This is a genomic window from Streptococcus oralis (assembly GCF_023611505.1).
GTDB lineage: Bacteria > Bacillota > Bacilli > Lactobacillales > Streptococcaceae > Streptococcus > Streptococcus oralis_CT.
In genome coordinates, this window is record NZ_CP097843.1 from 1,590,182 (window position 1) to 1,611,066 (window position 20,885).

A 20,885-nucleotide genomic window follows, 5' to 3' on the forward strand; every position below is an offset into this window, starting at 1 on the left:
AGTCGTCCAATCTGTAAACAAAGGGCTAGGAAAAATCCCGCCCTTTTTATCCGATTAAATTTGTCACCCAGAGTTGTTTGATAAGGTTTGTCGTAAAAGGGACACTTTGGATGATATGTTTGGCTACTATACTTTTTTCGAGTGAATTTTGAATGACTGCCAGAGGCACTGTTGCAAGAATGGTCAGAGCCATTTGCAAGACAAATAAGGTTACCAATAGAGATAAAAGGCCTGATCCGATACGCAACCATTTGACATCGAGCTTTTTAGTTGGAATCAAGTGCAGGAACAAACCGATAAAACGTCCGATACTATAACAAATTCCGAAAACTAAAAGGTAGGCTAGGCCTGCATAAAAGACCTTGTCTAGGTGAAACAGCTGGTCTGAAGGGAAGAAAAAGGTGCCCTGTCCTTCCTGAGGATTGGCATAAGGGACAAGTAAGTGGAAGTGATCTCCCAATGATTTATAAAACTGTCCCGCAACAAAGGCTGAAATCACTGCCACGAGGAAATAATAAACTTGCAGGACCAAGCCTCTACGGTAGCCGATGTAAAAGCCCCAAGCCAGAACCAATAAGAGTAGGATTGAAATCATAGGGAGTCCTCAATCTTGCTCTGTTCTTGTTTGACAGCAATCAACTTGTGGCGGAGTTCTAACAACTCTTGCTCCTTGTCATCAAATTCAATCTCACGGTTGAGCTGTGTAGACAGACAATTGACCGCCAAAAGAAGCGCAATGGTTTCATCATCCGCCCCAGGCATTTGTTCTTTAATTGCTTGGTATTTTTCAGTCGCAACCTTGGCAATTTCCTCCATAAAGAGGTTGTCATGCTCGGTTGTCAAGGTTAATGTCTTTTTCCCGAATGTAAACTTATATCGATTTAGATTTGCCATAAAATTCACCTCACGATATTATACCAAATTTCGCTAACTTTGTCAGTTTTTACCAATTCTCCTGCTTTTGTGGTACAATAGAGACTATGGCAAGTATCACACTCACACCAAGTGAACAGGAAATTCAGAGCTTTTTAAGTCAGTATCAGAAGGCTCTCAGTCCTAGTAAAAATCCCTATATTCGCTTTTTTTTGCGATTCCCTCAGGCAACAGTTTCCATCTATACTTCTGGAAAAGTCCTCCTGCAGGGCGAAGCTGCTGAGCAGTACGCCAGTTTCTTTGGCTACCAAGTTCAACAAGAAAACAGTGGACAAGATTTTCCTATAATTGGAACCGATGAGGTGGGAAATGGTTCCTACTTTGGTGGGCTAGCTGTCGTAGCTTCCTTTGTGACACCGGACCAGCACGACTTCTTGCGAAAACTCGGTGTGGGGGATTCCAAGACTCTGACAGACCAAAAGATTCGTCAGATTGCCCCTATCCTTAAAGAAAAGGTCCAGCACCAAGCGCTCCTCCTTTCACCGAGCAAGTACAACGAAGTTATCGGAGAGCGCTACAATGCTGTTTCTGTAAAGGTTGCCCTTCACAACCAGGCTATCTTTCTCCTGCTTCAAAAAGGAGTCCAGCCAGAAAAAATCGTGATTGATGCTTTTACAAGCCCTAAAAACTATGACAAGTACTTGGCGCAAGAAGCCAACCGTTTTCCAAACAAAATTAGCTTAGAAGAAAAAGCCGAGGGCAAATACCTGGCTGTTGCAGTTAGCTCTATCATCGCGCGAGATCTCTTCCTCGAAAACTTGGAAAATCTTGGACGGGAACTAGGCTATCAACTGCCAAGTGGCGCTGGAACTGCATCTGATAAGGTTGCTAGCAAAATCCTTCAAGCCTATGGCATGAAGGGACTTCATTTCTGCGCCAAACTGCATTTTAAAAATACTGAAAAAGCCAAAGCACTTCTAGAAAGGTGAGTTATGAATTCGTTTAAAACATTTCTAAAAGAATGGGGAGTTTTCTTCCTGATTATCGCGCTGGTCGGCCTTAGCCGTATCTTCCTTTGGAGCAATGTCCGTGTGGAAGGGCACTCTATGGATCCTACCCTAGCCGACGGAGAGGTTCTCTTCGTTGTCAAACATCTCCCAATTGACCGTTTCGATATCGTGGTTGCGCATGAGGAAGACGGAAATAAAGACATTGTCAAAAGGGTCATCGGTATGCCTGGAGATACCATCCGCTATGAAAATGACAAACTCTTTATCAACGGTGAAGAAACGGATGAACCCTACCTAGCTGAATACCTCAACTTGTTCAAAACAGAAAAGTTGCAAAACACCTATACTGGAAAAGGATTTGAAGGCAATAAGGGAGTTTACTTTAGAGAACTTGCTCAAAAGGCGCAGGCCTTTACAGTTGATGTCAATTCCAATACCAGCTTCAGCTTTACTGTCCCTCAAGGTGAGTACCTTCTCCTTGGTGACGATCGTCTAGTCTCTAGCGACAGCCGCCATGTTGGTACCTTCAAGGCCAGCGATATCAAGGGCGAAGCAAAATTCCGTTTCTGGCCACTTAACCGTATCGGAACTTTTTAAGATAAGGAAGAGGCCGAGAATGCTAAGTCTCAGTCTCTTTTTCTATTGCGAGAAAAAGACCTTTTAGCCTCCTAGCTTGTTGAAGAAGCTAAGGGGCCAATTCTCACGAACTCATGTAAAGGAAACCTATGGAAGTTTATTTTTCAGGCACCATTGAACGCATTATTTTTGAAAATCCCAGTAATTTTTATCGTATTCTCCTCCTAGATATCGAAGATACCAATGCGGAGGACTTCGATGATTTTGAAATCATCGTTACAGGAACCATGGCGGACGTGATTGAAGGGGAAGACTACACTTTTTGGGGGCAAATCGTTCAGCACTCCAAGTATGGGGAACAGCTTCAGATCAGCCGTTATGAACGGGCAAAACCAACTAGAAAAGGGCTAGTCAAATATTTTTCCAGTAGCCATTTCAAGGGAATTGGCCTCAAAACTGCTCAGAAAATCGTCGATAGCTATGGTGACAATACCATTGACGAAATTCTGGAACATCCTGAAAAGCTAGAAAGTATTGCAGGACTCTCTGTCAAAAACCGTGAGGCTTTTGTTTCCACCCTCCGTCTCAACTATGGGACAGAAATGGTTTTGGCTAAACTTGCCAACTACGGCATTCCCAATAAACTAGCCTTTCAGATTCAAGACTTTTACAAGGAAGAAACTCTTGATGTGGTTGAAAATTATCCCTATCAACTGGTTGAGGATATCAAGGGTTTGGGCTTTACCATTGCTGACCAATTAGCTGCCGAACTAGGCATCGAAAGTCAAGCTCCTGAGCGCTTCCGCGCTGGCCTTGTCCACAGTCTCTTTCAAGGCTGTATGGATACGGGCGATACCTATATGGAAGCCCGAGATTTGCTGGAACAAACCCTGACTCTCCTAGAGTCTTCCCGTCCCGTGGAACTCGATCCCAGCCAAGTTGCTCAGGAATTATCTCATCTGATCGAAGAAGATAAGGTTCAGCAGATTGATACCAAAATCTTTGATAACAGCCTCTTTTTCGCCGAAGAAGGCATCCGCAATAACTTGGTTCGTATCCTCGAAAAAGGAAAGCAAAAGAGTCATGATTTGGAAGCCATTCAAAAGCATATCGCTAGTGTTGAGGAAGAACTGGGTATCCAATACGATAGCATCCAAAAGCAGGCTATCTGCGACGCCATCCAGAACAAGGTCTTTATCCTGACAGGTGGACCTGGTACTGGTAAGACGACTGTTATCAATGGGATTATCGCTGTTTATGCCCTCTTAGAAGGACTCGATCTCAGAAAAAAAAGCAACTTACCTATTCTTCTCGCTGCACCAACTGGTCGAGCGGCTCGGCGCATGAATGAATTGACAGGTTTGCCAAGTGCTACCATCCACCGCCATTTGGGAATGACGGGTGATGATGATACCAGCCATCTGGAAGATTATCTGGATGCCGACTTCATCATCGTGGATGAGTTTTCTATGGTGGACACTTGGCTAGCTAACCAACTCTTCTCCAATATCTCCTCAAATAGTAAAATTCTCATCGTGGGTGATAGCGACCAGTTACCTTCTGTCAGTCCTGGACAAGTCTTAGCTGACCTACTCCAGATTCAACTGATTCCGCAGACTCGCTTGGAACGGATTTACCGTCAGAGCGAAGAATCAACTATCGTTACCTTGGCAAGTCAGATTCGACAAGGCATCTTGCCAGCCGACTTTACCCAGAAAAAAGCAGACCGTTCCTACTTTGAAATCGCTAGTGGCCATATCCCCGCTACCATTGAGAAAATCCTCGGTGCCGCCCTCAGAAGTAGCATTTCAGCTCGTGATATTCAGGTGCTGGCGCCTATGTATCGAGGAACTGCTGGTATTGACGCCATCAACCAACTCATGCAAGACCTGCTCAATCCTCTTCAAAAGGGGCAAGTTAGCTTTGAAGCAACTCAGTGTCACTATCGAACAGGGGACAAGGTCATTCACCTAGTCAACGACGCCGAAGTCAATGTCTTTAACGGAGACCTAGGCTACATCACAGATTTGATTCCTGGAAAATACACCGAGTCCAAACAAGACGAGATTGTCATTGATTTTGATGGCAATGAGGTCATCTATCCTCGAAACGAATGGTACAAGATTCGTCTGGCCTATGCCATGAGTATTCATAAGTCGCAGGGAAGTGAGTTTCCCGTTGTCATCCTTCCCATCACCAGTTCCAGCAAGCGCATGCTGGAGCGCAATCTCATCTACACAGCTATCACACGGGCCAAGAGCAAACTCATCCTTCTTGGCGAATTACAGGCCTTTGACTATGCAGTTAACCATATCGGAACTGCCCGCAAGACCTATCTGATTGAACGTTTCGCTGACTTGATGGAAAACGCCGAGGAAACCAACCAACTTGCAACCGATACTGCTACCTCAACAGAAACTGAACAATCCTACATCCTAACTGAGGAAAACTGGTCTAGCATCCCAGCCATGATTGGGATTACAGACGCAGACTTAAAAGAGATTTTTGGAAAATAGTACAGCAGAAAGCCCACCTAGTCAGGTGGGCTCTTTTCTCTTTTAAGATTATTTTACTGTTGCAGTGCTTGTAATCAATTCAACAGCTTTTTTGATTGCGATATCGTGTTTCAACATGTCAGCTGAAAGCAAGTTTTGTACTTGTGCAACTTCCATATTGTAGTCTGCTGCCAATTGCTCGATTTCTTTTTGGATTTCTTCTTCAGTAGCGTCAAATCCTTCAGCTTTGGCAACTGCTTCGATAACAAGGTTAGTCTTGGTACGTGACTCAGCTTCTGCTTCGTATTGTTTGTGAAGGTCTTCTTGAGTAGTTCCTGTGATTTGGAAGTACATGTCAGGGTTGATCCCTTGACGTTGCAAGTTTCCAAGGAATTCATTTACTGAACGGTGAACTTCTTCGTGGATCATTTCTTCTGGAAGTTCTACGATTTCAGCATTTTCTACAGCTTTATCGATTGCTGCACCTTCAACGGCATCTTTGTATGCTTCTTCTTTCGCAGCAGTCAATTCTTTGCGGTATTTTTCTTTCAATTCGTCAAGAGTTTCTACTTCTTCGTCGATATCTTTTGCAAGTTCATCGTCAAGAGCTGGAACTTCTTTAGCTTTTACTTCGTGAATAGTTGTCACGAATTTAGCTTCTTTACCTGCAAGGTCTTCTGCTTGGTAGTCTTCTGGGAATGTTACGACAACGTCAACAGTTTCGCCAGCTGAGTGTCCAACCAATTGGTCTTCAAAACCAGGGATAAATTGACCTGATCCAAGTCCAAGTGAGAAGTTTTCACCTTTTCCACCGTCAAATTCAACACCGTCGATAGAACCAACGAAGTCAATAACAACAGTGTCGCCATTTTCAGCAGCGCCTTCTTTGATAACCAATTCAGCCAAGTTGTTGCGTTCGCGTTCGATACGTTCTTCAACGTCAGCGTCAGTTACTTCTTTTTCTACATCTACTGATACTTCAAGGTTTTTGTAGTCACCCAATTTTACTTCAGGTTTTGTCACGACTTCAGCTGTGATAACCCAGTCTTGACCTTTTTCCATTGAAGTCACATCGATTTTTGGTTGTGCAACGACTTCAAGACCAGCTTCTTTTACTGCAGCTTCATAAGCGTTTGGCAAAAGAGCGTTCATAACGTCTTGGTAAAGTGACTCTTCACCAAATTTTTGGTCGAAGATAGGACGTGGAAGGTGACCTTTACGGAAACCTGGAACGTTAAGAGATTTCTTTACTGAGTTGAAGACACGGTCCAATTCTGGTTTGATTTGGTCTTGAGAGATAGTGAAAGTCAAGACACCACGGTTTGTTTCTTTGTTTTCAAATGATACAGACATTCTGTCATTTCTCCTTAAATTTTTTAATACAGTCCATTATATCATAGATTAACCTTATTTTTCAAGTCATGAATGCGCTTTTCAATGATGCTAAAGGTACTTGCTTGCTTCCCTGATACTGAGTTCAGCCATTCTTTCCCTGTTTTTTTCGATGAAGCTTGCTACCCATTCCGGATTGGTTTTGGAGTAGTCTCTTAGGGCCCAGCCGATGGCTTTGTTGATAAAAAATTCTGTCTGGTCCAGATTGTTGAGCAGGATCTTTTCCATCAGTTGGACATTTGTTTTCTCTTTCCTTAACAACTGGTGGTTAATAGCGACTCGTCTCAGCCAGATATTATCTGATAAACTCCATTGGAGGATGATTTCTCCCAGTTCTGGCTTGTCATATACCAAACTTCCTACTACTCGGTCTAGAATATCTACCGTATCCCACCAGGACTTGGTCACAACCAGACGCTCAAGCTTAGGCAAATCATTCTCTGTTAGATAAGACTGCATAGTTTTCAAATAGTTGGCAGCCACATACTGGTATTCTCTAGGCTCCTTTTCCCAGCAAGTGTCTACAAAATCCCAATCGATGAGCTTTGTTTTTTTCGCGCTTGGAAAGTATTTTTTATAAAGGGCATTTCTTTCAGGAGCTGCAATACCTAAAAAGGAAAATTGGTAGCGCATATAGGCTTCCATGGGCCCTGCTTTATGCAGATCTTTTGCCGCTTCTAGCTCCTCAAGTATATCTGCAAGACTCATCTAAAAATCCTCCTGCCCTACCAAGTGGTGCTGAAAGGCATAGACCGCCGCCTGAGTGCGATCACTGACCTCAAGCTTGGCAAGGATGTTGGACACGTGGGTCTTGACCGTCTTGAGAGAGATAAAGAGTTCATCTGCGATGCGCTGATTTTCGTAGCCCTTGGCGATGAGTTGAAGCACGTCACGTTCACGAGCAGTCAATTCCTCATGAAGTTCCATATGATTGCGGTGGTATTCAACCTTCTTGCTGACCTCTTGTTCAATAGCAAGTTCACCAGCTGCGACCTTACGGACAGCGTGGAGCAGTTCGTCTGCACTAGAAGTCTTGAGCATATAGCCTTTGGCACCAGCGTTCAAGACCGGCATGATTTTTTCATTGTCCAAGTAAGAGGTCACAATCAAAATCTTGGCTTCAGGCCATTCTTTGAGGATGGCTAAGGTAGCATCAATCCCATTCATCTCAGGCATGACAATATCCATGACAATGACATCTGGGCGCAGTTCCAAGGCCAACTCAATACCTTGAGACCCATTGGCCGCCTCGCCCACAACTTCTACATCGTCTTGGAGGTCAAAGTAGCTTTTCAAGCCCAATCGGACCATTTCATGGTCATCTACCAGTAAAATTTTCATCTCTACTCCTTTATCATTCCTTGTCTAGCAAGGGAATACGGATATCAACCGCTAGTCCTTGCTTAGGTGCTGTCAAGAGTTGAACAGTACCTGCCATATCTTCGACCCGCTCCTTAATATTTCTCAGTCCATAACTCAAGTCGTCTAAGCTCCCTAACTGGAAACCAATCCCATTGTCCACTACCTTTAGCTGCAATTCAACATCTGTCTGATAGAGATAGACATCCAAACAAGATGCCTGAGCATGGCGAAGGGTATTGCTGATCAACTCCTGAATAATGCGGAAGATGTGCTCTTCGATTTTCTTAGGCAATTTAGACACATTTTGCTTGAGACTTACCTTGAGATCACTCTTGTCCTCAAGTTCTTTTAAGAGAATTTGAATCCCTTCAACCAGACTCTTGTCTTCCAACTCAACGGGTCGCAAATGCAAGAGCAAGACCCGTAGATCTTTCTGGGCTGTTTCGAGGATGGCTGCGACACTTTGCAACTGGATCTGCATCTTTTCTCTATCAAGCTTCAAAGCCTGCTGACTGACACCTGATAAAATCATATGCGCCGCAAACAACTCCTGACTAACCGTATCATGTAAGTCACGCGCTATCCGCTTCCGTTCTTTCTCGATGATTTCTTCTTCCTTGACTAGGCTTTGGTTTTCAGCCTTTTGAACAGCTTCTGTCAAAAGATTGAGCTTACCAGATAAGGACTTGAAACTGGCATCCAAGTCTGGATCTGCAAAAGAAACTAGTTCTTTCCCTGCTAATAAGCGCTTGAGATTGACCTGCATTTTTCTGCGAGAAATTTCTTCCATCACCCTCCAAAAGAGGACAAAAAAGAAGGACATGGAAAGACTAAAGACAAAGATCAAGAAGATTAACTTTTCCAGTTTTTCGATATCTTGTAGCAAATAGGACCAATCAAGATTGAGAATATCCAGTAGACTATTGGTCAAAAAGAGGATAAAAAGGAGAGAAGTCAGCCCGATTAATAGATAGGATTGCTTTTTCATCCTCTAACCACCTCCACATCTCCAATCATACTGGTTAGGAAAATTTTGACGCTCTTGTTACTCTTGAGGTAGTCTCTGGTTTCCTGATGATAGTGTTCATTACGAAGGGATCTCTTAGGTTGATGAAGGAAGGTAAGATCTCCATAAAGACAGTTGACACTGAGGCTGATTTCCACATCTACAGGTACGATAATCCTAGTCGTTCCGACCATTTTTCTAAGGATAATGACATTGTCATGATTGGTTAGGATAACTCTTTCTAGATGAATGGTGTCCTTGCCCATGAGGCGAAAGAGGTTGATATCATCAAATTGGCAGGTCTGGTGACTAGAGAAATGATGGAGATTGCCAAACCAAGGATTGCGTTCATTTTTAATCGTCACCACCTCTTCAAAGACCAAGTCCGTCTCCTCTCTTTCTTGATTCATCATCGGATAAAGAAGAAAGAGACTATAGATAACTGCCACAAAGATAGCTAAAATCACAAAGGGATTGAGCATGACGATGAAAAAGAAAAGAATGGTTGCAACAAGGAGAAAAGCATTGTTGCCTTCTTTCCCTGTATAATAGCGGAGCAAGAGCAAAAAGAGGAATAGAATCAGCAGAAAACGCGAAAAATGCTCTGATACCATCAAAATCAGAGCTCCCGTCAATAGACAGGCTTCAATAAATAAAAAGATTTGAAATTTTTTCATAGCTGCATCCTCTCCCTTCTATTTTATCACAATTCAAAAAAGTCACCTCGGTCTGAGGATGGAAAAAGGAGATGGGACAGAAATCGCTCGTACAAGCTTGGTTTCATCAACTCACTACAGTTGACAAAAGGCTACAAAAAAGGGCGGGATTCTTGTCCCGACCTCTCTACATCTGATCTTTTGCTTCTTTGAGTTTGCCATAAAGAATATAGTCTACGTTTTGCAAATCCGCTATGGTGGCACAGTTAAGGGCACACATGATCAAACGCAGATCGTCTTTCCAGCCTTGGACAATGCCAATCACCTCTTCGACGGAATAGGTTTCAATCAACTCTAGAACGGTACGTGACAGTCCCACAGCCTTGGCTCCAAAGACCAGGCACTTAATCATATCAAGCGGGTTCCGAACACCTCCACTGACCAAGAGTTCGACCTTGTCTTTCCAGCCTTGGGCATTGAGAAGGGCTTGCATGGTGGATTGTCCCCATTGATTGAGGTAGTCACGCTGACCACTACGACGGTTTTCAATGTAGGCAAAACTGGTACCACCACGACCTGACAGGTCAAAGGTTCGAACACCCAGTTCATAGGCTCTCCCGATGGTCTTGGCATCCATGCCAAAACCGACTTCTTTTAAAACAAGAGGAACAGGGATGCGTTTGCTATAATCTGCTAGATGCGATTGCCAGCTTCTGAACTTCCTTTCTCCCTCGGGCATGAGCAATTCCTGCATGACATTGACATGCACCTGCAGGAGAACAGGATCCATTGCTTGCACAGTCTGAAGTCCTAGGTCAACAGGCTTGTCCAATCCAATATTGGTTCCAAGGAGGAGATTTGGATGGCTAGATTTGACAGAAAAAGAGCCATCTGTTGGATCTTTTAGGGCTGCGCTATAAGAACCCGTCACAAATAAAATCCCACAGGCTTCTGCCACCTGAGCCAGCTTTTGATTGATTTCTTTACCTTTTTTGCTCCCACCCGTCATGGCATTGATATAAAAAGGAAAGTCCCACTTTCGACCTGCAAATTCTGTAGACAAATCAATCTCATCTAGGTCATAGAGCGGTAGCGAAGAGTGGATTAACTCAACCTCATCAAAGCTATTATAGGAGCTTTTTTGCTCAAGGGCATAGCGGATGTGCTCGTCCTTACGATTTGTCGTCATGTCCTATCCTTTCTTGGTATAAGAGCTCAATCCCCAGATCGGCCCAGCGATTTTTAAAGGTTTCAGTTGATTGCTCATCAAAACTCAAGGCAATACCACAGTCACCACCACCAGCACCACTACTCTTGGCAACAGCCAGCAAATCTTGACTGGCTTCTTTCAACTGTCTCAGCGAAGGTGTGTATATATCTGGGCTCAAGCCTTCTAAGAGCTGGCTGGCTGTTTCCACCTGCTCGATGATGTTTTCTGCATTCCCCTGCTCCAAGGCTTCTACCAAAGCAGACACCATTGCTTTTGAGGATGTTAAAAAATTCTGGTCTATGTTTTGCTTGATTTGCTGAACCATTTGACTCGATACAGCCACTTCCTTGGTCCATCCCACTAGGAAATCACATTCTAGACCTGGTTTTATCTGTGAGATAGAAAAACCCCAATCGCGCTCCAAAACTGTCGCCAAGTTTTCTTCTTCCAACCACGTAGCTATCTTCTTTCGATCAAACGACTGGTAGAGAACCAAATTCTCTGCCACAATACAGGCAAGGTCTCCCATAGAACCATTGTCGCCTCGCTTGAGCAAGACCGCGCTAGCCAGCTTGAACAAGAGTTCCGGATCAACCGTAATATCATATAGGGCCAGTAGGGCCTTGATCACCAAGACAACGACGCTACCACTAGAACCCAGACCAAACTTTTTGCCTTCCCGTTCCATTTTTCCACTGATTTCTAGAGAAAAAGGCCTTAAATCCTGACCTCGATAGGTCAAAAAATCTTCCACTAAAGCAATCGTTTCTTGAATCAAGCTGTAGGCAGGATTTGGCGTCAAGTCCACTGCAAAATCAAACATATCTGAATAGATACGGTAGCTATCAGAAAAGGCAATCTCTCCTTTCATATAGATAGGTATCGCCTTTATCAAGGCTAACTGTCCTGGCTCTAAAATAGCATATTCACCCGCCCAATAGAGTTTTCCGCAAGTTTTAACAGCAATCATCTTGGCTCAAATCCTTTGTTTTTGACACAATCAAGCGATAACGTTGACCGAAGATTTCTGACAAATGCTCCAAGTCTTTCTCCTGACAGAGGACTTTGACATTGGGACCAGCATCCATGGTAAAGTAGCAGGCCTCCCCTTGCCCACGAAGCTGGCGAACAAAATCCATCGCTTCATAAGTCGCATCCGTTAGATAAGAAAAGGATGGTGATGCTGTTTTTGTCGTAGCGTGCATAGCAAGGGCATTTTTCTCAGTCAATTCCCCAACCTTGGTAAAGTCATTCTCTTTGAGATAAACCAGCATATCCTGATAATCCTTCTCAGACTGGCGTACCCAGTCATCAAAGGTCGTCGAGGTTTCCACACAGAGTTTCATCCCATCACGGCTAGAAATTGGTTTTTTCTTGTCCTCTAGCACCAACATGATCATAGCTAGCTTCAAGTCAGTATCAACAGGGTAAATCTCTCCACTATCCTTGTCCCAGGCACCGAGTGGCCCATAAAAACTACGAGAGGAAGAACCTGAAGCGAACTTAGCCTCCTGTGCCAACTGACTTCTATCCAATCCAAGCTGGAAATAAGCATTGCATGCCTTGACCAAGGCGGACAAACCACTAGAACTAGAGGACAGGCCCGCTGCGGTCGGCATGTTGTTTTGGGTATCGATACGGACAAATCCCTCACCTTCTGGACGGTAGCGGTCAATGATTTTGCTCATTTTGGCATGCTCAGCCTCATTTTGGAGCTGACCATTGATATAAAAGGCATCAGCCGTCGCAAGGGCTGGCAGAGGCGACAAGGTCGTCTCTGTATACATATTTTCCAAAGTCAGAGAGATACTGCTAGTAGCAGGAACCATCTCTTTTTCTTTTTTCTTTCCCCAGTATTTGATAATGGCAATATTTGCGTAGGAACGTACTGTTACAGGCTTTCGATCCATGTCTGAACAGCTCCTTTCTCTTCTAATCGTTTTGCTAGTTCTTGTGCTTGGTCCAGATTGGCTACCAAGGCGATAATACAGCCTCCTAGTCCACCACCACTCATCTTGGCGCCTAGAGCACCATGGCTAATAGCCGTTTCAACGAGGGAGTCTGCCTCAGGGCTGCTGACACCAATTTCTTTTAAATGTAAATGCGCTTGACTGAGGATTTGTCCCAGTCCCTCAGCATCTTTTCGTCTAATCGCATCTTCTGCCTGCTGGGTCAATTCTCCCAAGGCATGCAAAAACGGTAGGGCATCCTTCCCCTTGCTTTGAACCACTTGGATGGCTTCACGAGTGTGACCATACACGCCCGTATCTGCAATAATCAAATAAGCGGATAGTTCCATCTTAAGCTCTGTAAATCCAACGTTTTTAATAAAGCGAATAGGTTGGTCACTGAGACAGGTCTTGGCATCCAACCCGCTTGGATTCATATGGGCAATCATCTCAGCCCGATTGACCAAGATTTCTAATATATCATGAGGCAGGTCGGCTTGATAGTAGTCAAAAACAGCTCGAATGGCTGCTATGCTGATAGCTGCTGACGAACCCATTCCCCGTTTTTCAGGGATAGCCGAGTCAATCACACAGCGAATGCAGGCCTCTTTAATCTCTAAATATTCTAACGAAGCATAAACTGCCATGGACAAAGTATCCTCCTCATAAAGACGCCACGGACTCGCTGCAGGAACTACCTTACATGTCACCTCTACCTCTAAGAGAGGCAGGGAAATGGCAGGATAGCCGTATACAACAGCGTGCTCTCCTATTAAAATAATCTTACTATGTGCCTGACCGACACCAACTTTTTTTATCATGTTTTCCTTTAATCAGACGGAAAGACCGTCTTGCTTTTCATACAGTTGTATTTCCTCCTATCTATTTTATTATATTTTCACAAAAAAAGCGATTGTTTCCTTCACAATCGCCCCTTTCATTATTGGATCCATTCGCCATTATAATTGACGTAATAGCCTTCTACAGTCGTATTCACTGCTAAGGCGCCTGAGTTATAAGCATAGTACCATTTCCCTCCGACCTGGAACCAGCCTGTCTTCATGTCACCATTACTTGCGTTTAGATAATACCACGTCGAACCTTCCTGATACCAACCAGTTGCCATAGCTCCTGATGAACGGAGGTAGTACCACTTGTTCCCCAGGTATTGCCAGCCCGTTTTCATATCGCCATTTGGCTCGTCTAAATAATACCAAGTGGAGCCTTCCTGATACCAACCAGTTGCCATGGCTCCTGATGAACGGAGATAGTACCACTTATTGCCAAGTTGTTGCCACCCAGTTTGCATAATTCCAGTTTCTGGGTCTAGGTAGTACCATGGAGCAGGTTTGCTTCTGTCAATGCCAAAAATAACATGAAAATCTTGAGTCCAACCCTTAGCCATTTCACCAATTGGTAGTGGATAGTAAGGATCATCACCAGAACTTCCTAGCTTATTTAAATAATACCAATGACCATCTTCATAAATCCAACCTGTCTTCAAGGCGTAATCTGCATCGAAGTAATAGGCTCTCTTCTCGGCAGAAGGATTGTACTGTTCACCATATACTTTTCCTGTATTTTCAGACGATTTTGCCTCTAAGACTTGTTTCTCTATCTGTTCTAGCAAAGCTCCATCCGGACCAAAGTAATACCATCTTTGTTGGAGCCCAATTTCTTTTACCCCATGATTATCAAATAAATTATCGCGATAGCCTGATCCTGAAATTTCTATGTATTGCCAACCGACAACCATTTCTCCTCTATCACCAAAATAGTACATTTTCCCGTCAATCTTATGCCAATAGATTGCTTTATGGTCATCTTTTATATAATATCTTCTATTGTCCTTATCAACAAACTGTCCACCTGTGGTATCCGCCAATACGGTGCTTGTCGCTAGCAAACTAAAGAAAAAGACGGCTAGTCCAACTTGCATCATTATTTTAAATTTTTTCATTCGATCTTTCCTCCATAACTGATTGTAGCAAAGAGTTGACTGTATGTCAATATATAGAAATCCCTCAAAAAAAGCAGTTACACAACTGCAACTGCTTTTCTATTCTTGCATGGTGTACCCAACACCACGCACGGTTTTAATGTAGCTTTTTTGACCTTTTACATCAAGCTTGCTACGTAGATAACGGATATAAACATCCACGATATTGGTCTCTGTCGCACTTTCGTACTTCCAAACACTTTCCAACAACTGCTCACGAGTCAAGACCTTCTTGCTTCCCATGAGAGTGGCCAAAAGGTCATACTCACGGCGCGTCAGAGCAATCATCTCCTCGCCACGATAAACGGTATGATGTTCTACATCCATACGTAGGTTACGGTATGACGTTGGGACCTTCATCTGACTACAGTGTTGGTCAATGAAGTCCCGACCTCGGAAAATCGCTGAAATACGAGCCACCAGCTGATCAATAATCACTGGCTTATAGATGTAAGAAACGGCGAATCGCTGGATTGTCTCAATCTGGTCTTGCAATTCTTCGCGATGGTCCAAGACTATAATCACTGAGGCTGGTTTTGTCCGACTAAGCCTCTCTGCAAAATCCTGGGCTGTCATATCCCCCAGACGAGCATTCAGTAAAATCAAGTCATAATCTGTCTGGAGAGCCATGGAGAGGGCTTTTTGCCCCTTCTCTACAAGATCAACACGGTATTGCTCTTTTTGGAGTTCCAGACTGAGAAAACGAGCGAGATTTCGTTCTTTCTCATGTAATAAAATCCGTTTCCCCATGGCAGACCTACTTATTTTTCGTCATACCAAGAGTAGTGGAAGATTCCTTCTTTGTCTTTACGTTGGTAAGTATGGGCACCAAAGTAGTCACGTTGTGCTTGGATTAAGTTAGCAGGAAGGTCTGCTGAACGATAGCTATCAAAGTAAGTAATAGCTGCTGAGAAAGTTGGCACTGGTACACCAGCTTGAACAGCAAGAGCTACGATATCACGAACTGCTTGTTGGTACTTGGCAGTAACATCCAAGAAGTACTCATCCAAGAGAAGGTTTGCAAGGTCTGCATCACGGTTGTAGGCATCTGTGATCTTTTGCAAGAAACGAGAACGGATGATACAGCCATCACGCCAGATAGAGGCGATGTCTGCAAATGGCAAGTTCCAGTTATTTTCTTTAGAAGCCACACGCAATTGGGCAAATCCTTGTGCGTATGAGATAATTTTTGAGAAGTAAAGTGCTTGACGGATCTTTTCGATCAACTCAGCCTTGTCTCCTTCAAATTTGAAGGCAGCTGGTTTTGGAAGAACCTTGCTTGCATGCACACGTTCTTCTTTGTAAGTTGAAATGTAGCGAGCAAATACTGATTCAGTGATGAGTGACAATGGCACACCAAGGTCAAGAGCTGATTGGCTAGTCCATTTACCAGTTCCCTTGTTCCCTGCAGCATCAAGGATATAGTCTACGATTGGTCCATCCTGACCTTCATCGTCTTTACGGCTCAAGATATCAGCTGTGATTTCGATCAAGTAGCTGTCCAATTCACCCTTGTTCCACTCAGTAAAGATTTCAGCCATATCTTCTGCAGAAAGACCAAGCAAGTGTTGCATCAAGTCATAGCTTTCTGCGATTAATTGCATGTCACCATACTCGATACCGTTGTGAACCATTTTTACATAGTGACCAGCTCCATCAGGACCGATGTAAGTCACACATGGTTTGCCATCTTCTGGTGCTTTAGCTGAGATTTCTTCAAGAACATCAGCAACCAATTCGTAGGCTTCTTTTTGTCCACCAGGCATGATAGAAGGACCTTCAAGGGCACCTTTTTCACCACCGGAAACTCCAGTACCGATAAAGTTGATCCCTGAGTTTGCCAATTCTTCATTACGACGGATGGTATCTTTATAGAAAGTGTTTCCTCCGTCAATCAAGATATCACCCTTGTCGAGGTGTGGAAGAAGGGCTTGAATTGTAGCATCTGTACCAGGTCCAGCTTGAACCATGAGCATGATACGACGAGGTTTTTCGATTGAGTTTACAAAGCTTTCCACGTCATAGCTTGGCACAAAGTTCTTTTCAGGATGGCAAGCAATCACGTCTTCTGTTTTTTCTTTACTACGGTTGTAAATGGCAACTGTATAACCACGAGATTCGATATTTAGGGCAAGGTTACGACCCATTACGGCCATACCTACGACACCAAAGTTAGCTTTTGTCATGTGACACTCCTCTTATTTCATTTGTTTTATTTTATCATTTTTACCTATGAAAGGAAAGAATTTTGTAACGGACTCCTAATAGTCCAAGTCATCTGCATGACCAGAACCATTCCCTACAAAGTAACCCGTCTTACAGTTGAGGGTGAAGAGGTAGGTTCCATCCGGTTTGTAGAGGTTGTAATAGCCGTTTCCGTTTACAATATTGACACGTTCGAGAATGTATTGGTTGCCAGTGATGTAGCCACGTGCACGTGATGTTGCTAGGATCTGTTCCAATACACCATCTGCAAACGTCCAGGCAGGATTGTTGCTATCGTCTACAGCTGATTGGTTATACGGTACACGACTAAGTCCTCTCTGTAGATTTACACCATCACCAGATAAACCACCATTTGTATCTCTAGCTGGTGCCGTAGTGCTTGTTGAAGGCGTCGTACTGCTTGCATTGTTTTCTGTAGCGGAACTTGAACTTGCTTGACTTGAGCTGGAACTTGAGCTGGAAGCACTGGTTTGTTGGCTCTTACCAAGGCTAATCGCCTGAGCTAACAGTTTATCAAGCTCTGTATTTCCCGTTTTAACTTCCGTGAACTTAGCATCCGCCTTGGCTTTAGCATTGGTATCCAAGACACCGTCAGTAATAGCTGGACTTTCAAAGAGGGCATTGATATCTTGAATGGCCTTGATTTGAGTTGCTAGGCTATCGTATTTTGACTTAGCTAGTGTATAATCACGGCTACCTTCTAACTTATCTAGCAAGTTTTTTAGCTGGCTCAACTTATCGAACTGGCTATTTTTTAAAGCAGTCTTATTGGCATCTGTATAGAAGGAGTCATAAAGCGTATTGAACTCTTGCAAGTCGGTTTGCGATTCTTGATTTCCTGAAGATGCTTGAGAAGACTGAATTTCTTGGTTTGAACGAGATACCTGACGGTAGACATAATACGTCCCAGCAAGAACAAGAATCGCAGCTACCACAGAAACGATGGTAATCACACGTTTCTTTTTAGAGCCTGTTTCAGGTTCCGTCTGTACTGATCGTGATAGGGAAGTGTAGGTTTCTTCTTGTTCCTCATTTTCCTCATTCATTTCCTTGGATGCTGTTTCTGTTAAAACGAGAGGCTCTATTTCAGTACTTTCTTCATCTTGAAGTGGAGGAACAAACTGAGTAGTTTCTTCATTGTCTATCTCTTCAATAGATTCCTCGGAAACCACATCTGAACCTTCTACCTCTCCAGAAAGTTCACTTGTTTCACGAACTTCTTGGATCAATTCCTCTAAGTTTCGAGTAGAAGCCAATTCTTCTTTTTCAAACTGACGAGTTTCGAACTTATCTGCCTCGATCTCTTCGCGGTGCCGTTTGATGTATTTGTCCAAGATATTATCTTCAGGCAATACTCCAGCCTCAACCTCTTCATTCTTACGAATTGCTTGACCAACAGTCAAATCTTTTGCTTTGTCAAAGTCGAATTGTGGCTCTTGCTGTTCTTTTTTATGACGATCATGTCTTTTCTTGCTCATGAGTTTACCTTTCTATTTTACCTCTTGGCGTTTCACACGCTGACCAAAGTACTGATACAAATCCACTTTTAAGGTCCCGTTATACAGTTTTCGTTTTTTATCAGCTGGGCTTCCGTACTTACTTTCAAATGCTTCATCACTGGTCAGGATAAATTTACTCCAGGTTTTCAGTGGCGCAAACACCTGTCCCATCTCAGCATAGAGCTTGGTAACTCCTGCATCATCAGACAAACGCTCACCATATGGAGGATTGGAGATGATGACACCATTTACCTTGTCCGAGCGCAAGTCTTGTACCCGCATTTGTTTAAAGGTGATATCACCTGCCACACCTGCTGCTTGAGCATTTGCCTTGGCAATTTCAACCATACGAGCGTCTATATCACAGCCCATGATATCCAGTTCCAGTTCACGGTCAATTTTCTTGGCAGCATCCGTACGCACTTCTTGAATTAACCGATCGCTGACCCAGTTCCATTCTTCAAAAGCAAAGGAACGGCGAAGACCAGGGGCCATCTTCTTAGCTATCATAGCCGCCTCGATACAGAAGGTTCCTGAACCACAGGTCGGATCAATCAAGGGCTTGTCTGGATACCAGTTTGAGAGTTGTAAAATGGCTGCTGCCATGTTTTCTTTGATAGGCGCTCCACCCTTTTCCGTACGATAACCACGTTTAAAAAGGCTAGAACCTGTCGTGTCAATCATGACAGTTGCCACATCTTTCAGGATAGATACCTCAATCTTAAACTCAGGACCAGTTTCCATCAAAGGAACTCCTTCTGGGCGGGCATAGTGTTTTTGTAATTTCTTCACAACAGCTTTCTTAGAAATAGCCTGAACACTGGGCTCGTTATGAAGTTTAGACTTAACACATTTGGCCTTTGAAATCGGGAAACGCGCCCCAAGTGGGAGATAGTTTTCCCAATCTAGAGCAAAAACTCCTTGAAAGAGCTCTTCAAAGGTCTTTGCAGGGAAGCTTCCAACTACAATCTTGATGCGATCCGCTGCACGAAGCCAAAGATTGGTCTTAATGATTGCCCGCACATCACCGTGGAAACGAACACGGCCGTTTTCAACCTGGCAATCATAGCCTAATTCTCGCACCTCACGTCCAACGACAGCCTCAAGACCCGCTGCAGCAGTTGCGATTAAATTAAATTGTTCTTTCATTTCTAGTCTTGCAAGACCTTTCTCTTGTTCACTTTAAAAAATGAGGTTGAGAAAGATTTCTCAGCCCCAACCTATATGCAATTTTCTATAAGCCATGTTTTGTTCCAGAAGTGACTAGGACCACTTCCTTCGATAATCATCTGTCTACCGCTAACAGCATAACTCTGCTAGCAGTCAGAGTACTACGTTCGTTTCCGTGCACTCCATGCCCCGACCAAAATTTGGGTTGCTAGCTTGAGGGGTTTACCGCGTTCCACTCTCTCTGTTTCCAGAGAGACTCCGTCACTGTGGCACTTTCAAGCCTAATCTGACTTATCCGAAGACTTAGCCATTTCGACTGCCGTAACGATCTCTCGTCCCTAGGCTTATGGTTTCGCCTAGCACAAACACTACAGGCATCACAGCCTGTGCTAGCATGGACTTTCCTCATGAAAAGAGAATCTCTTCACGCGATTATCCAAAAATTGCATTTATGCACTTGATAGACACTCAATTATACATCTTCATTGTCTAAAATTTGTTTACCAAACACTTCTTTTTCAAGTCGATTCAATCGTTTCAAGATATCAAAGTTTGTCATCGAGGTAGAAGCGGTAACTTCGATAGAATCAGGCTGAGTGGGAACTGACTGTGGTTTACGAGACAATTCATCCTTCAAATCCGCTATCTCTTGACGAAGAGATTTGACCAAAGCCGCATAAGTCTCATAATCCTTAATCACATCATCGAGGAATTCATCCACCTCTGCTTTACTGTATCCACGTACTTCACGTCCAAACTCTTGTTCAAAAATATCTTTTGCTGAAAATATAATACTTGCCATGTCTCTCTCCATTCTGGGTTACTAGTATTATTATATAAAAAAAGACAAGTAAAAATCAAGGTCAAAGGGTTACTTTTCAGAAAAATTTTCTGCTAGTTCATTTAACTCATCAAATGTTAATTGCCTTGTAACATAGTCCGCTTGATTTTTCATCATTTGGTAAAAATATTGTAACTTAGTTTTGTTTTCTTCATCATAAAAAAGATAGCAAATATCTGTGTTCTCTAGTAAAAATTTCTGATAATCACGTAGTTGTCCCTTGTGTTCATACTGTGAATAGGCATATTTGACAAAATCAACTTGCTTGAATTCGCTCAACTTCACTTGATTGGCTTCATTCCAGTTACTGCCATGGGTTTCAAAATCAAAAATGGTCGCCAGCTGAAATCCATAGTCTATTTTCATGTCTTTCGCCACCTGAAGTACCCAGTACTCAAAACCCAGAGCCCCAGTAAAGACAAGCCAGTTCACCCCATCCTCTGCTAGACGTTCCAGGTCTCTCCGAATAGCTGTTTTGATAATATCAACGCGAATATCCTTGTCATTAAAGAGACCAAGGTCGAAGGCTGAATAGCCTAAAATCAAGGCTGATGTCATTTTTAACCCTTTCTTTGTAAATTTATGATATAATAGAGTGATGTTATTGTACCAATAAGGAGA

21 protein-coding genes and 1 other RNA gene are annotated in these 20,885 nt (G+C 43.3%); 3 read left to right on the forward strand and 19 right to left on the reverse strand.

Annotated features, from left to right (window positions below; all coding sequences use genetic code 11):
- Positions 1-46 precede the first annotated feature (46 nt).
- Positions 47-595 carry a CvpA family protein gene (locus M9H69_RS08135; RefSeq protein WP_000623538.1) on the reverse strand — a complete coding sequence of 183 codons (549 nt, stop codon included), beginning with the start codon at positions 593-595 and terminating at the stop codon, positions 47-49.
- Positions 592-894 carry a cell division protein ZapA gene (gene zapA, locus M9H69_RS08140; RefSeq protein WP_000002028.1) on the reverse strand — a complete coding sequence of 101 codons (303 nt, stop codon included), beginning with the start codon at positions 892-894 and terminating at the stop codon, positions 592-594. Before zapA ends, M9H69_RS08135 begins: the two co-directional genes overlap by 4 nt.
- A gap of 86 nt (positions 895-980) precedes the next feature.
- Between zapA and rnhC the strand changes: the two genes are divergently transcribed.
- The 3 genes from rnhC (at position 981) to recD2 (ending at position 4,975) form a co-directional block, all read left to right on the forward strand.
- Positions 981-1,862 carry a ribonuclease HIII gene (gene rnhC, locus M9H69_RS08145; RefSeq protein ID WP_250315344.1) on the forward strand — a complete coding sequence of 294 codons (882 nt, stop codon included), beginning with the start codon at positions 981-983 and terminating at the stop codon, positions 1,860-1,862.
- A gap of 3 nt (positions 1,863-1,865) precedes the next feature.
- The gene (lepB, locus tag M9H69_RS08150) at positions 1,866-2,480 is read left to right on the forward strand and encodes a signal peptidase I (protein ID WP_001083990.1); all 615 of its coding nucleotides are present in this window, start codon (positions 1,866-1,868) and stop codon (positions 2,478-2,480) included.
- Positions 2,481-2,608: 128 nt separating this feature from the next.
- Positions 2,609-4,975 carry an SF1B family DNA helicase RecD2 gene (gene recD2, locus M9H69_RS08155; RefSeq protein WP_250315345.1) on the forward strand — a complete coding sequence of 789 codons (2,367 nt, stop codon included), beginning with the start codon at positions 2,609-2,611 and terminating at the stop codon, positions 4,973-4,975.
- A gap of 48 nt (positions 4,976-5,023) precedes the next feature.
- Here recD2 and tig read toward each other — a convergent pair whose 3' ends face one another.
- From tig to M9H69_RS08240, 17 genes are all read right to left on the reverse strand, one after another.
- Positions 5,024-6,307, reverse strand: coding sequence for a trigger factor (gene tig, locus M9H69_RS08160; protein ID WP_250315346.1), 1,284 nt, complete (start codon positions 6,305-6,307; stop codon positions 5,024-5,026).
- Between the two features lie 90 nt (positions 6,308-6,397).
- On the reverse strand, positions 6,398-7,054 hold the full coding sequence (locus tag M9H69_RS08165) for a DNA alkylation repair protein (RefSeq protein WP_250315347.1): 657 nt from the start codon (positions 7,052-7,054) through the stop codon (positions 6,398-6,400).
- Positions 7,055-7,687 (reverse strand): response regulator transcription factor, encoded by a 633-nt coding sequence (locus tag M9H69_RS08170; RefSeq protein WP_250315348.1) that lies wholly within the window; start codon positions 7,685-7,687, stop codon positions 7,055-7,057.
- Between the two features lie 13 nt (positions 7,688-7,700).
- Entirely contained in the window at positions 7,701-8,696 is a 996-nt protein-coding gene (locus M9H69_RS08175; protein WP_250315349.1) for a sensor histidine kinase, read from the reverse strand.
- A complete protein-coding gene (liaF, locus tag M9H69_RS08180; RefSeq protein ID WP_009729816.1) occupies positions 8,693-9,391 on the reverse strand; it encodes a cell wall-active antibiotics response protein LiaF in 699 nt (232 codons plus the stop codon). The genes M9H69_RS08175 and liaF overlap by 4 nt, the downstream gene beginning before the upstream one ends.
- 166 nt (positions 9,392-9,557) lie before the next feature.
- Positions 9,558-10,559: a type 2 isopentenyl-diphosphate Delta-isomerase gene (gene fni, locus M9H69_RS08185; RefSeq protein ID WP_000210658.1), complete on the reverse strand. Its 1,002-nt coding sequence runs from the start codon at positions 10,557-10,559 to the stop codon at positions 9,558-9,560.
- Positions 10,543-11,550 (reverse strand): phosphomevalonate kinase, encoded by a 1,008-nt coding sequence (locus M9H69_RS08190; RefSeq protein ID WP_250315350.1) that lies wholly within the window; start codon positions 11,548-11,550, stop codon positions 10,543-10,545. The genes fni and M9H69_RS08190 overlap by 17 nt, the downstream gene beginning before the upstream one ends.
- Positions 11,537-12,490, reverse strand: a complete 954-nt coding sequence (mvaD, locus tag M9H69_RS08195; RefSeq protein ID WP_250315351.1) for a diphosphomevalonate decarboxylase — start codon at positions 12,488-12,490, stop codon at positions 11,537-11,539. The genes M9H69_RS08190 and mvaD overlap by 14 nt, the downstream gene beginning before the upstream one ends.
- Entirely contained in the window at positions 12,472-13,350 is an 879-nt protein-coding gene (gene mvk, locus M9H69_RS08200; RefSeq protein WP_250315352.1) for a mevalonate kinase, read from the reverse strand. The genes mvaD and mvk overlap by 19 nt, the downstream gene beginning before the upstream one ends.
- Positions 13,351-13,469: 119 nt before the next feature.
- A complete protein-coding gene (gene cbpC / locus M9H69_RS08205) occupies positions 13,470-14,489 on the reverse strand; it encodes a choline-binding protein CbpC (protein ID WP_250315353.1) in 1,020 nt (339 codons plus the stop codon).
- A gap of 99 nt (positions 14,490-14,588) precedes the next feature.
- Positions 14,589-15,278: a response regulator transcription factor gene (locus M9H69_RS08210; RefSeq protein ID WP_250315354.1), complete on the reverse strand. Its 690-nt coding sequence runs from the start codon at positions 15,276-15,278 to the stop codon at positions 14,589-14,591.
- Positions 15,279-15,289: 11 nt separating this feature from the next.
- Positions 15,290-16,714 (reverse strand): NADP-dependent phosphogluconate dehydrogenase, encoded by a 1,425-nt coding sequence (gene gndA, locus M9H69_RS08215; RefSeq protein ID WP_007518502.1) that lies wholly within the window; start codon positions 16,712-16,714, stop codon positions 15,290-15,292.
- Between the two features lie 75 nt (positions 16,715-16,789).
- Positions 16,790-18,232: a cell division site-positioning protein MapZ gene (mapZ, locus tag M9H69_RS08220; protein WP_250315355.1), complete on the reverse strand. Its 1,443-nt coding sequence runs from the start codon at positions 18,230-18,232 to the stop codon at positions 16,790-16,792.
- Positions 18,233-18,244: 12 nt separating this feature from the next.
- Entirely contained in the window at positions 18,245-19,402 is a 1,158-nt protein-coding gene (locus M9H69_RS08225; RefSeq protein WP_250315356.1) for a THUMP domain-containing class I SAM-dependent RNA methyltransferase, read from the reverse strand.
- Between the two features lie 83 nt (positions 19,403-19,485).
- Positions 19,486-19,867: RNase P RNA component class B (gene rnpB / locus M9H69_RS08230), an RNA gene on the reverse strand.
- Between the two features lie 28 nt (positions 19,868-19,895).
- Entirely contained in the window at positions 19,896-20,225 is a 330-nt protein-coding gene (gene gpsB / locus M9H69_RS08235; protein WP_125391499.1) for a cell division regulator GpsB, read from the reverse strand.
- Positions 20,226-20,294: 69 nt separating this feature from the next.
- Positions 20,295-20,822, reverse strand: coding sequence for an SLOG family protein (locus M9H69_RS08240; protein ID WP_250315357.1), 528 nt, complete (start codon positions 20,820-20,822; stop codon positions 20,295-20,297).
- Positions 20,823-20,885 lie beyond the last annotated feature (63 nt).